Origin of the sequence: Lutibacter aestuarii (assembly GCF_042676885.1) — a bacterium.
Classification (GTDB): domain Bacteria; phylum Bacteroidota; class Bacteroidia; order Flavobacteriales; family Flavobacteriaceae; genus Lutibacter; species Lutibacter aestuarii.
This window is the reverse complement of record NZ_JBHTIC010000005.1, coordinates 244,901-260,105: the sequence shown is the minus strand read 5'-3', so window position 1 is coordinate 260,105 and position 15,205 is coordinate 244,901. Positions and strand designations below refer to the sequence as shown.

The following is a 15,205-nucleotide window of genomic DNA, read 5'->3' as shown; positions in this document are numbered from 1 at the left end:
TAAGTGTTTTATCATATATATTCTCATTTTGTATAAAATATTTAAGTATAATTGCATTATTAAAGCATATTTATGCGTTTTTATTCGAAAATTTAAATATATTTGTTATTAAATTGATTTTAAATTAACACATCATGAAAAAAAACTATTATCATTTTTTAACTATTCTAATGGTATTTTTTGTTCAAATTTTGTTTGCACAATCTATAACTGTAACTGGAGTGGTTAAATCCAACGCTGACAATCTTCCTTTGCCGGGTGCTAGCGTACAAATTAAAGGTACAAATACTGGAAGTATCACGGATTTTGACGGAAAATATGAAATTAAAGCTCCTAAAGGTGCTGTTTTAATTTTTTCGTACGTAGGTTTCACAACGCAGGAAATTGAAGTGACCTCTAATATTATTAATGTATCTTTAAACGCAGGGGAAAGCCTTGATGAGGTTGTGATTACTGCATTGGGAATTAAAAAAGAAAGAAAATCTCTTGGATATGCTGTACAAGCTGTCAAAGCTGAGGCACTTTTGGAAGGTAATCAAACAAGTATGGTAAATGGATTGCAAGGAAAAGTGTCTGGTGTTACTGTGGTAAACTCTGGAGGAGCTCCTGGTTCATCAGCCATCATAATGATTAGGGGAGGTTCTTCAATTACTGGAAATAACCAACCATTATTTATTGTAGATGGTCTTCCTATTGATAATTCAACTAGTTCAAGTTTAGAGGTAGCAAGTGCAAATAGAGCTTCGGATATTAATCCAGAAGATATTGAAAGTATTTCTGTTCTAAAAGGTCCTGCAGCCGCAGCTCTTTATGGTATTCAAGCAGCGGAGGGGGCGGTAATTATTACTACTAAAAAAGGTAAAGAAGGTTCTAGCGTAGTTACATATTCTGGTTCTGTATCTGTAGATAATATTATTGGTACTCCAGATGTACAGACTCTTTATGGTCAAGGAGAGCAAATTGTAGGCAGTACAGGTACTACTATTAATACAGATTCTCCACTTTCCTGGGGAAATAGTACAGCAGGATCTCCGGTTTTTAATAATATTAAAGATTTTTATGATACTGCCATTACTTCAAATCATACCTTAAGTTATTCTGGAGGAAATGAAAAAAGTAATATTTATTTTTCTATAGGTGATGTTTCACAAGATGGAACAATTAAAAGCACAAGTTACGACAAAACATCTTTTAGAATAAATACTTCATCAGTCATCAATAATAATTTAACACTTGGTGTAACTGCAAATTATATTACTACTAAAACAAATAGTACAAAACAAGGAAACGCATCAGGAAGTAGTTTTTTAAGTTTACTAGGTTATCCTGCAAATGTTGATGCTTCTGATTACTTGAATTCAGATAATTCTCAAAAAAGTTTCTTTTTAGATCAGCAATTTGATAACCCGTATTGGAGTATTAAATATAGTCCAAATACAGATGAGGTTAATCGTTTAATAGGAGCTATTAATTTAAATTACAAATTTTTAAAAGATTTTAACATCTCTTATAAATTAGGGATTGATAATTTTACTCAATTTAATAAAAAAATAACTGGAGATGGATCGTTAATTGATAATAGAGAAGATGGTTATATTAGTCAATATGAAAGAGATAATAAACGTTTAAATTCAAATTTATTAATAACCTATGAGAAACAGTTAACCGAAGATTTTTCAATCAATGCTTTGTTGGGGAATTCTGTTGATGAATTGGATATAAGAACAACTTACACTAGAGGGAATGGTTTTCAGGCTCCAGGAATTTATAGTATTGGAAATGTGAAAATTGAAGATCAAATTATTAGTGAAGGAATTACAAGAAAGCGAATGGTAGGTGTTTTTGGTGAGTTAAAATTAGGATGGCAAAACGCATTATTTTTGACTGCTACTGGAAGAAATGACTGGTCCTCTACTTTACCAAAAGATAAAAGATCATTTTTCTATCCATCAGTTGGTGTTTCAGCTGTTGTAACTGATTTATTTAAAAATGCGGGTAATGATATTACATCTTCTAACGGTTTAAGTTATTTGCAATTCAGATCTACTTGGGCCAAAGTTGGGAAAGATGCCCCAATTGGAGCTTTAGAAAGTTCTCTTTCAACCAATATAAATTCATTGGCAAGTTCTGCTTACACTTGGAATGGAGTAGATGTAGGAAATCCAAATCTTGAACCAGAATTCACAAATAGTTTTGAAGTAGGTGTGGATATGCGTTTGTTTGAAAGTAGAATTGGTTTAGATTTAACATATTATACAAGTAAGTCAGAAAATCAGATACTAAGAGATATTAGAGTCCCTCCAACAACAGGTACGTTTTATGCTACACTTAACGGTGGAGCTATTACAAATAGAGGTTTTGAAGCTTTAGTTTCATTTAAAGTATTGCCGTACACTTCGGATTTTAAATGGAATGTTGATTTTAATTTTGGAATGAATAAAAGTGAAGTAAATGAGCTTCCAGGTTTCTTAAATGAAGTTTATTTATCAGATTCTTGGACATTTAATGCAACCGCTGCAGGAGCAGCAATATTAGATGGCTCTTTATTTGGTTTAAGAGGGTATAGACCTCAAAGAAATGAAAATGGAGATGTGGTTATTAATTCAAATGGATTGCCAACACTTGTTGTAGAAACTTATGATGATGTAACTCGTATGCCAGATTGGACCTTAGGTATTTCTAATACGTTAAGTTATAAAGATTTTCAATTATCATTTTTGTTAGATATTGTTCAAGGAGTTGATGTTTATAATGCAACAGAATCTGCTTTGGTTTATTACGGTTTAAGCAAACAAACTCTTAATAGAAATGAAACAATAGTATTGCCGGGAGTTGATGTGAATGGTGCTGTAAACACAGTTCCAGTAGCTATGGACCAAGCTTTTTATAGAGATTATTATTATAGAAATACAGAAAATTTTATTGAAGATGGTTCATTTGCAAGATTGAGATATGTTACGCTAAGTTATAAGCTTCCAAAGAAAATACTTGATAAAACAGCTTTATCTTCTGTAGAGCTTTTTGCAACTGGTAGAAATTTATTTACCATCACAAACTATAGCGGAGTAGATCCTGAAGTGAATACTTTTGGTGCCGGAATAGCTGGTGCAGGGTCAATGTCTATAGATAATTTAGGAACGCCTAATGTTCAAGGATTCGATTTAGGTTTAAAAGTTAGATTCTAAAAATTAAAATTATGAAATTATATAAATATTTAATACTATTTTTAGCAGTCATAGCAACTTCATGTGGTGATGACTATTTTGATGTAAATGGTTCTGAAACAAAGCCAACAACATCTTCACTGCCTCCACAATTTAGAATTCAAGGGGCAATTGAAAATACAACAGCTCAAGCTCAATATAGAGGAAGTAGAGAAGTTTTAGGAATTACTCAATATGGTTCGCAAAATGTAACTAACTATTACTCTGAAACTTGGAGTTCTTCTTTAACTACAGGACGTTATTTTTTATGGCAAAATGCGTACGTGTATTCGCTTCCTAATACAGCCGATTTAATTGTTTTAGGTAAGAGAGATAATGCTCCAAATTTTGTAGCAGTTGGTAAAATTTTACGAGCGTATATTTTAGGAATGACTACAGATCAATATGGAGATATTGTATTGGATGAAACCTATGATGGTGAGTCTTCTATGAATATAACACCTAAATTTAGAACTCAAAAAGAGGTTTATGAAGCTATTTTTAATTATTTAGATGAAGCAATTGCTGATTTGGATAAATCAAGTGAGATTGATTTAAACGAAGAAGGTGGAGATGTATTGTATCAAGGAGACCATGAAAAATGGAAAAAATTTGCATATGCTATAAAAGCTAGATACCTAAATCATTTAAGTAAAAAATCATCTTATGATCCTGATGCTGTTATTGCAGCATGTCAATTAGCAATAAGTTCAAATGCATTAAATGCTCAAAAAACTTATGGTGGAGGACCAGTATCAAATGATATACAGCCTTTTGCAGTTGGAGGTTATGGTTCTTCAAGAATGGATTATTTTTCTGATTTCTTTGTGAAATTATTAAAAAACCCACTAAACTTAGAAGGGGCTGACTGGGATCCTCGTTTGACTATTATTGTTCCAGAAGCAGTAAATGGAGGTTATCAAGGTGTTGTAACTGGGAGAGGTTTAGATGGTAATTCTGGAGATGATTATTCTTTAGGAAATGGCGGTTTTTATACGAGTCCAAATTCAACTACAGATATGATTAACTTCAGTGAAGTAAAATTTATTGAAGCTGAAGCTAGACTTAGAAAAGGTGATAAGGCAGGTGCTTATACAGCTTTTAAAATGGGAGTTCAAGCTGATTTCGAAAAATTAGGAGTGGATGCAGGATCTACAAGTATTTATATGGATTTGTTAGATGATGAAGTTGGAGAGACTAATATTGAACTGTCTCATATTATGGTTCAAAAATATATTGCTAATGTTTTAAACCCTGAAACTTGGGTAGATATGAGAAGAATGGATTATAGTTCTGATATTTATCATGGGTTACAGCGTCCTGAAAATGTAAACCTTGATATTTTCCCTAATGAAAATGATTGGATTCAAGCAATGATGTATGAATACAATGAGGAAGATAGAAACTATGAAAATATGCCTAATAATGATCCATATGTTAGATTAACTACACCAGTCTGGTGGAATACTGCAGAATAAAGTAGAGTTGAGTTTTTAATAATTATTTGAAAAAACCGTCTAAAAAGAAATTTTTAGACGGTTTTTTTTAAATTATTAATAGAGTTTGAAGTAAAGAATTGCTTATTTTTGAGGTGTTGGTTTAAAATTTAAATTTTTAGTAGCTTCTTTAACAGCTGTTAAAAACTCTTTTCCAGGATCTGTTTTTTTAGTTCTATAATTTGGATCTTTTTCTAGCCAAAGTTCATGGTTTACAAAATTGGTGTATTCATAATGACCAATCACATAATCAATATCGTATTTTGAAGCTAAATATTTTACTAATTTAATGTTAGATTTTAATTGAGCTTTAGTAAGTGGAGCATCTTTTGTACCTCCAACATTTTCAATTCCTATAGCACAATGATTAAGTCCAATTACATGCCTGGCCATTGTAGTTTCGGGCATTAATCTATAAATAGTACCGTCTTGGTCAACTACAAATTGAGAGGAAACATTTAAAGCGCCAGAACTCTTAATGTCAGGTCTGCTATTAGTAATTTTACTTTTTTCAAAAGCTTTAAAAGTATTTTCTAAACTAGGAATGGCAGTCCAATGCAATACAATCATTTTTGGAGTAATTTTAGTTGTTCCATTATTGATGTCATATCTTTCCGATAGATATTGGAGCGTTAAGGCTTCTCTTTCTTTATCAAAGGTAATAGGTTTGTCTACTATTTTTGTTTTAACAGAACAGGAAATAAGTAGAATTGAAGTGAAAAGCAGGAAATAATGTTTCATTATAATAGTTTTAATTAATTAAATTAGATAGTTTTTTTAAATCATTTTTGGTGTGGTTTGCTGTAATTACAATTCTATTCATATAGCTTTCATAAGTAGGATATTTAAATCTAGCGATAATAATGTTGTTTTGTAATAACTTTTCATGTAATACATCACTTGTTGAATAAATTACAGGGTATTTTTTATTGAATTGATAGTTGTTGTTGTTGTCGTTGGGTTTTAAAGCGTTTTCTAAAAAGTCTAAGTTATTAAAAAGCTGTTTTCGCTGATTTTTATAAAGATTATTACTTTTAAGAAAAGCCTCTAAATAAGCAGGGTTTGCTCCAGATGACGATATAAAAATAGGCTCAGCACTAATTTCGTTAATAAAATCCTTATCAGAAGCAATAATTCCGCCTGAAATACCAAAAGCTTTTCCTAAGGATGATATTAAAATTTTGCGATTTAATTTATTAGAATTTATTGAAGAAAAAATCCCTCTACCATGTTTGCCAATAATACCCAGGCTATGTGATTCATCAATAACTAAAGTTATTTTTTTTTGTGGTGAAATAGCATCTAAAAAATCAAATGATGTAGGTTGTGTTTCCAGTGCTAATATGGCGTCAACTGTAATTACAATATCTTCTGAAATATCATTTTGTAAAAGAGGATGTAATTTCCCATTTAAAAATAAAGACAAACTATTAGGATGCAAAACCGCAGGATGGGTTTTTGGATAATGAAAGAATTTCTGAGTGGTTTTAGATAAATAATCAATAACTATTTTACCAGCTAAAGTTCCAGAAGAAGTAGTAAGGCTGTCTTCACTTCCTAAGAAATTGGAGAAGTAATTTTCCGCTTCTTCATAAATGGCTAATTTTATATTGGCGTTTCTTGAGCTTCCATAAAATGTTCCCCATTTTTTTAAACCTTCAAAAATGTTTTTTTGAAATTCTGTATTAGAAGCCATTCCTAAATATGAAGTTCCTCCAAAATATAAATAAGGTTCGTTGTTTACAGAAATTTTTCTGTTTGGAAATTCATTAACTTTCATTATTATGTTGTTAAAGTAATTCCAGTTCCGTTTAAATCACTGTATTTTATAATTCCATCTTTAATAGTAACTCCTGTAGCAATGTCTTCAGCTAATAACATGGCACCATCCATATCTACATAATCTAATAATGGTAATAAATGCGCTATTGCAGAAATTCCAACAGATGATTCTGTCATACAACCAACCATAGTTTTCATGTTTAATTCTTTAGCTTCAATAAGCATTCTTTTAGCAGAAGTTAAGCCACCGCATTTTACCAATTTAACATTTACACCATGAAAGTGATTGTGACATTTTAAAACATCTTCTTCAATTTGACAGCTTTCATCTGCTATAATGGGTAATACAGATTTTGAGTAAACTTCTTTATGGTCATCCCATTCGTCAGCTTTAAGAGGCTGTTCAATAAATTCAACTCCTAGATTTTGGAGCTTAACAGAATTTTTTATAGTTTCTTCAACCGTCCAACCGCAGTTAGCATCAACTCTAAAAACTGCATTGGTATGTTTACGTAACTCTTCAATTATTTTTATATCTTCTTTTGTGCCAAGTTTTATTTTATAAATAGGCCAAGGAACTTCTTTCATTTTAGCTACCATTTTCTCAATTGAATCAATTCCAATGGTATAATCTGTTAATGGGTTTTTATTGATGTCATAGTTCCATAACTCATATAGTTTTTTTCCTTGTTTTTTAGCAAATAAATCATTAAAAGCTAAATCTAAGCCACATAAAGCAAACATATCATGTTTTAAGTGCGGATACATTTTATCCCAAAAAGCTTCTGGAGTTAAATGAAAGTTTTCTTTAATTAAAGGTTTTAATGAAGTTAAATCATCCATCATTTTTGGAATGGTAATGTTGTAATATGGATTAGAAGTGGCTTCTCCATACCCAGAATATTCACCATCTTTTAATTCAACGATAAGTGTTGGTTGGATGTCATAAGATTCTCTTGAAATAGTGAACGTATGGCGTAGTTTTAAATTATACGGTTTTAAGATTAGTTGCATATTGTAAGTATTTAATAGTTGGTTTTTTATTTTCTGAATAAAACAGTAGAATTATCTTTGTTAACTTTTAGTTCAATAGTTCTTCCTAAAATAAGCGCTAGATTTTTATCTTCATGACCCGCTGGAAAATTAAAAAGTACTGGAAAATCGTATTCTTTAACAACATCTAAAATAAGTTGCTCTATAGATGTTCCCCAATGTGTGTTATTTTTTCTTATATTACTAATATCTCCAACAATAATACCGTTACAATTTTCAAAATAGCCAGCGCGTTTTAGGCTTTGTAACATGCGGTCTATATGGTAAGCATATTCACCAATTTCTTCAAAAAATAAAATTTTGCCATTGGTGTTAATACTGGTTTTTGACCCTAACATGGTATGTAAGAGTGTTAAATTTCCACCAACAATTTGTCCAGTGGTTTCACCTAATTTATTATAATCTGAACTTTTTATAGTGTAAGCTAATTGATTGCCAAAAAGGGATTTTTTTAGTGATGTGGCATTTTCTTCTAAAAATTCACAATTTTCATTCAAACTAATTCCCATCATAGCATGAATGGTTTCAAATCCTAAATTATGAATTTGATTATGAAAAGCTGTTATGTCCGAATATCCAATAATCCATTTAGGATGTTTAATAAAGGTGCTATAATCTAATTTGTCTAAAATTCTTACAGAACCATAGCCACCACGTGCACACCAAATAGCTTTTATATTTGGATTATCTATAGCTTTTTGAAAGTCTGAGGCACGTTCATTATCTGTACCAGCAAATTGATTGTTTTGTGTAAAAATGTTTTTTCCTAAAACAACATTTAAACCCCAGCCGTTAAGTAATTTTTTTGCTTGTTGAATTTCAGCTTTTTTGTTAAATAAATTTCCAGCGGGAGAAATAATAACTACCGTATCTCCTTTTTTAAGATAAGGCGGTTTTTTTATTATTTGGGTTGTTTCATTTTTTGTAAAATTGGAATGTGTTTGTTGTTTAGATTTACAACTCACATTTACCATAAAAATTAATAGGATACAGTAGAAAAATAGTCTCATAAATTTAATAAAAGTGTTCATGTAAATATAGGATTTTTCTTGTTGAAAGTCTAATTGAAAAACACAAAAAACACCTATAAATAATGGTTTTTTTAAGATTTAAATAATTTATGATTAGTTAAATTGTTGAACCGTAAAATTGTTTTAAATTTGATTGTTAATTGAATTTTAATAACAGGTTTTATTGAATTCTTATAGAGACTCAAATCATAAATAAATTCCAAAATAAAATAATATGAAACAAGCTTTTACTAGTATAATGATGCTTTTTTTTATAAGTATTTCAAGTCAAAATATTGATTTCACTTCAAATTTGTATGAAACCTATGAAAATTATAAAGAATCTAGTTTAAAAAATAGAAGGATAAAATATAAGAATATAAAGCCCCTGATTGATAAATTGAAAGAGGATTCAAAATATACCGTAAAAAAAGTTGGGGAGTCTATTGAAGGTAGAGATTTAAATTTAGTGAGTGTTGGTAAAGGAAATATAAATGTTTTTTTGTGGTCTCAAATGCATGGAGATGAACCAACGGCAACACAAGCCATTTTCGATATTTTCAATTTTTTAAATAGCAATGATTTTTCTGAAGAGAAAGAAGCCATTTTAAGTAAGCTGACCCTTCATTTTTTACCGATGTTAAACCCTGATGGAGCAGAGAAATATACTAGACGAAATACATTGGGAATTGATATAAATAGAGATGCTTTAAGATTGCAATCCCCAGAAGGGAGAACGTTAAAAAATGTTCGAGATAGCTTAAAAGCAAATTTCGGATTTAATTTACACGACCAAAGTATTTATTATAATGCTGAACGTACAGATAAAGTAGCAACTATTTCATATTTAGCACCTGCTTATAATTATGAAAAAGAGATTAATGAAGTTAGAGCAAATGCAATGAAGGTTATTGTTTTTATGAATCAAATTATTCAAAAATATGCGTCAGGGCAAGTTGGAAGATACAATGATGATTTTGAGCCTAGAGCTTTTGGAGATAATATACAAAAATGGGGTACAAGCACTATTTTAATAGAATCTGGAGGTTATAAAAATGATATAGAAAAACAAGAAATTAGAAAGTTGAATTATGTTTCTATTTTAGCAGCAATTTATACCATTGCAAATGGTACTTACAAAGATATTTCGGTTGAAGATTATGAAAAAATCCCTCAAAATGATCGTAAATTATTTGATTTAAAAATTCAAGGAGTAACCTATCAACTTTTAGATAAAAAATATATTATTGATTTAGGGATTAATCGTTTTGAAGTTGATGATGAAAATTATTCTAGCTTTTATAATGTAGGTAGAATAATAGATCAAGGTGATTTATCTACATTTTTTGGATACGAAACCTTGAATGGAGAGGGATATACTATTGAGCAAGGAAAAGTGTATCCAGAAACTTTAAATTCTATAGATGATTTGTCGGATTTAGATATTTATCAGCTTTTAAAAAAGGGGGTTACTTATTTAAAAATCGAGGATTTACCAGATGATAAAAAATATTTGAAAGCTCCTATTCATTTAATTGGAAGCGAGTATAAAATTCCAGAATTAAAAATTAACGTAGGAGCAAATCCTACTTTTTTGTTAAAAAAGGATGGGAAAATTAAATATGCAATTATTAATGGCTTCTTAATTGATTTAAATAGCAAACAAAATAATTTTAATAATGCGTTGATTTTTAAAAATTAACAATAAAAGAGCCTTAATAGTTGTCTCTAATAAATTCAAAAATAGTTTGCATTTGTTTTCTAACATCATTTGTTTTGGTAGTATAATGATTGTTCATAAAGCTAAAAATTAGAACTTTACCTGATTTTGTTATTAGATATCCACTTAAAGAATAATTATTTCCAACGGTGCCAGATTTTGCATAAATATATGGAGTTGGGTTACCAACGTACCAATTTTTTAAGGTTCCAAGTTTTCCTCCAACAGGAAAGAAATTAAACAATCGATCTTTAGGAATTTCTGAATGTAATTTAGTTAAAACTTGTACAAACGAAGTTGGTGTAAACAAATTGTATCTGCTTAATCCAGAACCATCTACCCATCTGGGTTTTTGTTTTAAGTCTTTTAGATGGGTTTCAAGAATTTTTTTTCTTATCATGGTAGAATTTAATGTGTCAGAAACGGTAGAAGATGCTAAGATAAGTAGTTGTTCAGCTAAAAAATTATCACTTTCAAGCATCATTCGTTTATATAAAGAATCTGACGGAATACTATAAGCAGTATGCTCCAATTTTTTTACAGAGTTACTTTTAATAGAAACTTTGTTAGGTAAAAGATCATTCCATAATTTAGTGATTAATAAAGAATCCATAACCATAGGAATCTCTTTTAGTTTCTTATTTTTAGGTTGGTAGTAAAAGTGATTGGAATAATAGTCTCTATTAAAGTTTGATTTTTTGAACTGCACATTATTCTTTAATATTTTAGGATTGATTAAAGAGTCTTTTTCAAAATCAACTGTAAGTATGTTTCCATACATTGGAAAACTACTTCTTTCAGGACTAAAATAAGTATCATAATCTTCCCAAGCCCAACCAGGACCATATTTTTCATCTTTTATATTGTCAATTATTAAAGCTACATTTTTATAATTTTTAAACATTTTTAGAGCGGTACTATCTTTAAAATAGGAATGTAAAAAACTAGGGTCTCCAGTACCTAAAACAGTTAAGGTATCTTTTTTAATAGTGTATTTAAATGCTGGAATTTTTTCTGGTAAATACTGTAATCCAGTATATAAAGTAAAAATTTTTGTATTACTAGCAGGTGTAAAATATTTATTAGCATTAAAACTAAATAAAGTATCATTTGATTTCGGATTGTAAATTAGTACTCCAGTAAATTGATTATTAAAGAGGCTACTATTGAGTTGTTTTGTTATTTTTTTTGAAACCTGTGCAGATTTACACCCAATTAGTAGAAATATCAGCCCTAAAAAAAGATATTTTAATTTAAACATGTTTTAGTTGTTTTAATACTTTTCGGTTTAGATTAAATAGTAAATCCCATTATTAGATACATAAGAGTAGTAATAGCACCTCCAATTAGTGCATAAGGTAATTGTGTTTTAACATGGTCAATATGATCTGTTGCAGAAGCCATAGAAGAAATAATGGTTGTATCTGAAATAGGAGAGCAATGATCTCCAAAAACTCCGCCTCCCAAAGTGGCAGCGATTACAAGTCCTAAATTAGCTTCGTGGATAGTTGTCATTGGAATAGCAATAGCTATCATAATTGCAAAGGTTCCCCATGAAGTACCAGTTGAAAAAGCAATAAATGAACTTATAGTAAATACAATTGCAGGTAAAAATTCTGGAGACAACCATTCTTTAGACCAATTAGCTATATATTGACCAGTTCCTAATTGATTACAAGCATCGCTTATAGCAAAAGCAAAAAGCATCAGTAGTGCAAGAGGCATTAATTCACTGATTCCTTTTAAAATTAAATCAACCATTTCTTTAATTTTTAAAATCCCTTGAGATTTATATAAAATCATAGCAACAAGTATAGATGTAATAACTGCATATAAAACAGAGGACGATCCAGAACCTTTCCCGATAGCTTGTGATAAATGATTGGTAAATGAAGTATATTCTTCAACTTTGTACCAGCCTGTATAAGCCAAGTTTATAGGCATCATAATTACCATGGTAAAAAGTGGTATTGTCATATTATATGCCTTTGCTTTAATACCTTCTTTAGGTTGGTATGAAGTTATTGTTTCAGAAATCATAGGTTTTGCATTGTCATTTAAAACTTTTCCAGTTTCTCGAGTTCTTTTTTCGGCTTTTGCCATAGGTCCAAAATCTTTTTTGGATATGATTAAAATAAAAACAATAGTAATTGCTATAAATGGGTAGAAATTATATTTAATTGAAGAGAAAAGTACTGAAAAAGGGTTGTCTATTCCTTGAGTTATTAATAAACCCATAATAAAAGCTCCCCAAGCATTAAAAGGTATTATGATGGATGAAGGAGCAGAACTTGAATCAGCTATATAGGCTAATTTTTCTCTAGAAATTTTCAACTTATCAAAAATTGGTCTATAGAGTGTTCCAACGGTTAATGAGCTTATGCTTGTTTCTACAAAGAGAATGATTCCAGTTAATAAGGCTAAAATTTGAACAATTATTCTACTATAACCACTTTGTTTTTTTTCAAAATAGTTGATAAGAATATTAATTTTATTTACAAAGCCTTCAACTCCTCTAGAATATTGAATAAATAATAAAAGAGCGCCAACAAGAGCGCTAAACATGATGGTTCGAGTATTACCTTCAGATTTAAACACATTTACCATTCCTTCAATTGCAGCTATGGTTCCTTTAATTAAATTCCAGTCACTCATAATAACCCACGAGGACCAAATCCCAAAAAGTAAAGCTATATATACTTGCTTTGTTCTTAAAGCAAATACAATTGCAATTATTGGAGGTAAAATTGATAGAAATCCGTAAGTATCCATATAGTTTTGTAGTTAGAAAAATTTATTCCAAAGAATATTGGAATGTGTGAATATACTCAAACTAAACAAATTGATTAAATTTTTTAGATGAATCTCTGATATTTTTGCTGTTTTATTGAAATTTACGACATTAAAATGAATATAATAAAAAATTAAATGCGTTTTTATGCGTTTTTATAAGTGTTTTATTTTAATTTTGTAGTGCCTAATTAAAAATGTATACAATAATGGAAATAACACAGTCTAAAAATTCAAAAGCAATTACGTATGATGAGCCAGGTAAATTTGAAAACACTAGATTTGAAAAAATCCACAATGTAATTTTTTCTTCAGCAAAAGAGGGTTCTGTCAAAGTTGCCAAAGAAATTAGGGATTTAATTCTAGATAAACAGTCTAAAGGAGAGATGTGTGTTCTTGGTTTAGCAACAGGTTCTTCTCCAATTAAAGTTTATGAAGAGTTGATAAGAATTCATAAAGAAGAAAGTGTTAGTTTTCAAAATGTAATTACATTTAATTTAGATGAATATTATCCTATGGAACCTGAAAATATTCATAGTTATCATTATTTTATGCATGAGCATTTATTCAATCATATTGATATTTTGCCTAAAAATATCAATATTCCAAAAGGGAATATTACCGTTGATGAGCTTCACGATTATTGTATTTCTTATGAAGATCAAATTGATGCTGTAGGAGGATTAGATTTTCAATTATTAGGAATTGGAAGAACTGGTCATATTGGGTTTAATGAACCAGGTTCCCATGTAAATTCTGAAACACGAAGTATTTTATTAGATCATATTACTAGAGTAGATGCAGCAAATTCATTTTTAGGGATTGATAATGTTCCTAAAAAAGCTATTACTATGGGAATTGGCACCGTAAAAAAGGCTAAACGAATAGTTTTGTTAGGTTGGGGAGATAAAAAAGCTTCAATTATTAAAGAGACAATTGAAGGAGCTATTTCTTCGGAAGTTCCGGCAAGTTATTTACAACTTCATTCTAATACAACTTTTGTTCTAGATAAAGAAGCTGCTTCAGAATTAACGAGGATTAAAACCCCTTGGCTAGTTGGTTCTTGTAAATGGACTCCAGAATTAAAAAGTAAAGCGGTTATTTGGTTATGTCAGCTAACAGGAAAATCTATTTTAAAATTGATTGATAAAGACTATAATGATAATGGTATGGCTGGGTTACTTGTGGATGAGGGCTCTTCGTATAATCTTAACATAAAAATGTTTAATAAAGTTCAACAAACCATCACTGGCTGGCCAGGAGGAAAGCCAAATGCGGACGATACGTTTCGTCCTGAAAGATCAACTCCAGATAAAAAAAGAGTTTTAATTTTTAGCCCTCATCCTGATGATGACGTAATTTCTATGGGAGGAACATTTGACAGATTAGTTTCACAAGGGCATGAAGTTCATGTAGCTTATCAAACTTCAGGTAATATTGCTGTAGCTGACCATGAAGCCATAAAATTTGCAGAAGTAGCTTTAGCTATGAATGGTAGTTCAGATGATAAATTAATGTCTAGAGTAATTGAACAATTAAAAACTAAAAATGAAAACTCCATTGATAGTATTGAAGTTAGAAAATTAAAAGGCTTGATTAGAAGAGGGGAATCTATTGCTGCTACAAGATATTTAAAAGTTCCTGATGAGAATGTACATTTTTTGGACTTGCCTTTTTACGAAACAGGAGGTATTAAGAAGAGTCCATTAAGTGATGAAGATATTGATATTATGTGTAATTTAATAGAAACAATTAAACCGCATCAAATATATGCAGCTGGTGATTTAGCAGATCCACATGGAACACATAGAGTTTGTTTGAATGTTTTGTTAGAATCGTTAAAAATTTTAAAATCAAAACCGTTTATGGAAGACTGTTGGTTGTGGTTGTATAAAGGAGCTTGGCATGAATGGGATATACATGAAATTGACATGACAGTTCCAATGAGTCCAGATCAAGTGCTTAGAAAAAGAAAAGCTATTTTCTTTCATCAATCTCAAAAAGACGGAATCATGTTTCAAGGAAATGATTTAAGAGAATTTTGGATGAGAGCAGAAGATAGAAACACAAAAACTGCACAAAAATATAACGAATTAGGTTTGGCTGATTATGCCGCGATGGAAGCTTTTGTTCGTTGGTATTATTAAGTGT

The 15,205-nt window shown here is 30.1% G+C and carries 10 protein-coding genes; 4 read left to right on the top strand and 6 right to left on the bottom strand.

All coding sequences use genetic code 11. From position 1 onward, the window contains the following. Window positions 1–134 precede the first annotated feature (134 nt). Together ACFQZW_RS03685 and ACFQZW_RS03680 are read left to right on the top strand one after the other, a co-directional pair. Window positions 135–3,185, top strand: coding sequence for a SusC/RagA family TonB-linked outer membrane protein (locus ACFQZW_RS03685; protein WP_298264273.1), 3,051 nt, complete (start codon window positions 135–137; stop codon window positions 3,183–3,185). An 11-nt stretch (window positions 3,186–3,196) separates the two neighbouring features. Next, complete coding sequence (locus ACFQZW_RS03680; protein ID WP_298264274.1) at window positions 3,197–4,681, top strand: SusD/RagB family nutrient-binding outer membrane lipoprotein; 1,485 nt, start codon at window positions 3,197–3,199, stop codon at window positions 4,679–4,681. A gap of 102 nt (window positions 4,682–4,783) precedes the next feature. On the opposite strand, the gene ACFQZW_RS03675 is transcribed toward ACFQZW_RS03680, so the two are convergent. From ACFQZW_RS03675 to ACFQZW_RS03660, 4 genes are read right to left on the bottom strand one after another with little or no spacing between them, the layout of a single operon-like run. Beyond that, a complete protein-coding gene (locus ACFQZW_RS03675; protein WP_298264276.1) occupies window positions 4,784–5,440 on the bottom strand; it encodes an N-acetylmuramoyl-L-alanine amidase in 657 nt (218 codons plus the stop codon). 10 nt (window positions 5,441–5,450) lie between these two features. After that, window positions 5,451–6,479: an aminotransferase class I/II-fold pyridoxal phosphate-dependent enzyme gene (locus ACFQZW_RS03670; protein ID WP_386781496.1), complete on the bottom strand. Its 1,029-nt coding sequence runs from the start codon at window positions 6,477–6,479 to the stop codon at window positions 5,451–5,453. Window positions 6,480–6,481: 2 nt separating this feature from the next. Beyond that, the gene (locus tag ACFQZW_RS03665) at window positions 6,482–7,495 is read right to left on the bottom strand and encodes a dipeptide epimerase (protein WP_386781495.1); all 1,014 of its coding nucleotides are present in this window, start codon (window positions 7,493–7,495) and stop codon (window positions 6,482–6,484) included. Between the two features lie 26 nt (window positions 7,496–7,521). Then, window positions 7,522–8,544 (bottom strand): S66 peptidase family protein, encoded by a 1,023-nt coding sequence (locus tag ACFQZW_RS03660; RefSeq protein ID WP_386781494.1) that lies wholly within the window; start codon window positions 8,542–8,544, stop codon window positions 7,522–7,524. Window positions 8,545–8,779: 235 nt separating this feature from the next. Between ACFQZW_RS03660 and ACFQZW_RS03655 the strand changes: the two genes are divergently transcribed. Then, window positions 8,780–10,246: a M14 family metallopeptidase gene (locus tag ACFQZW_RS03655; RefSeq protein ID WP_386781493.1), complete on the top strand. Its 1,467-nt coding sequence runs from the start codon at window positions 8,780–8,782 to the stop codon at window positions 10,244–10,246. 13 nt (window positions 10,247–10,259) lie between these two features. Here ACFQZW_RS03655 and ACFQZW_RS03650 read toward each other — a convergent pair whose 3' ends face one another. Further along, complete coding sequence (locus ACFQZW_RS03650; protein ID WP_386781492.1) at window positions 10,260–11,525, bottom strand: D-alanyl-D-alanine carboxypeptidase; 1,266 nt, start codon at window positions 11,523–11,525, stop codon at window positions 10,260–10,262. A gap of 32 nt (window positions 11,526–11,557) precedes the next feature. Then, the gene (locus ACFQZW_RS03645) at window positions 11,558–13,036 is read right to left on the bottom strand and encodes a Na+/H+ antiporter NhaC family protein (protein WP_298285763.1); all 1,479 of its coding nucleotides are present in this window, start codon (window positions 13,034–13,036) and stop codon (window positions 11,558–11,560) included. A 227-nt stretch (window positions 13,037–13,263) separates the two neighbouring features. Here ACFQZW_RS03645 and nagB point away from each other — a divergent pair, with 227 nt between their 5' ends. Continuing rightward, a complete protein-coding gene (gene nagB, locus ACFQZW_RS03640) occupies window positions 13,264–15,201 on the top strand; it encodes a glucosamine-6-phosphate deaminase (RefSeq protein ID WP_298264285.1) in 1,938 nt (645 codons plus the stop codon). The last annotated feature ends 4 nt before the right edge of the window (window positions 15,202–15,205 follow it).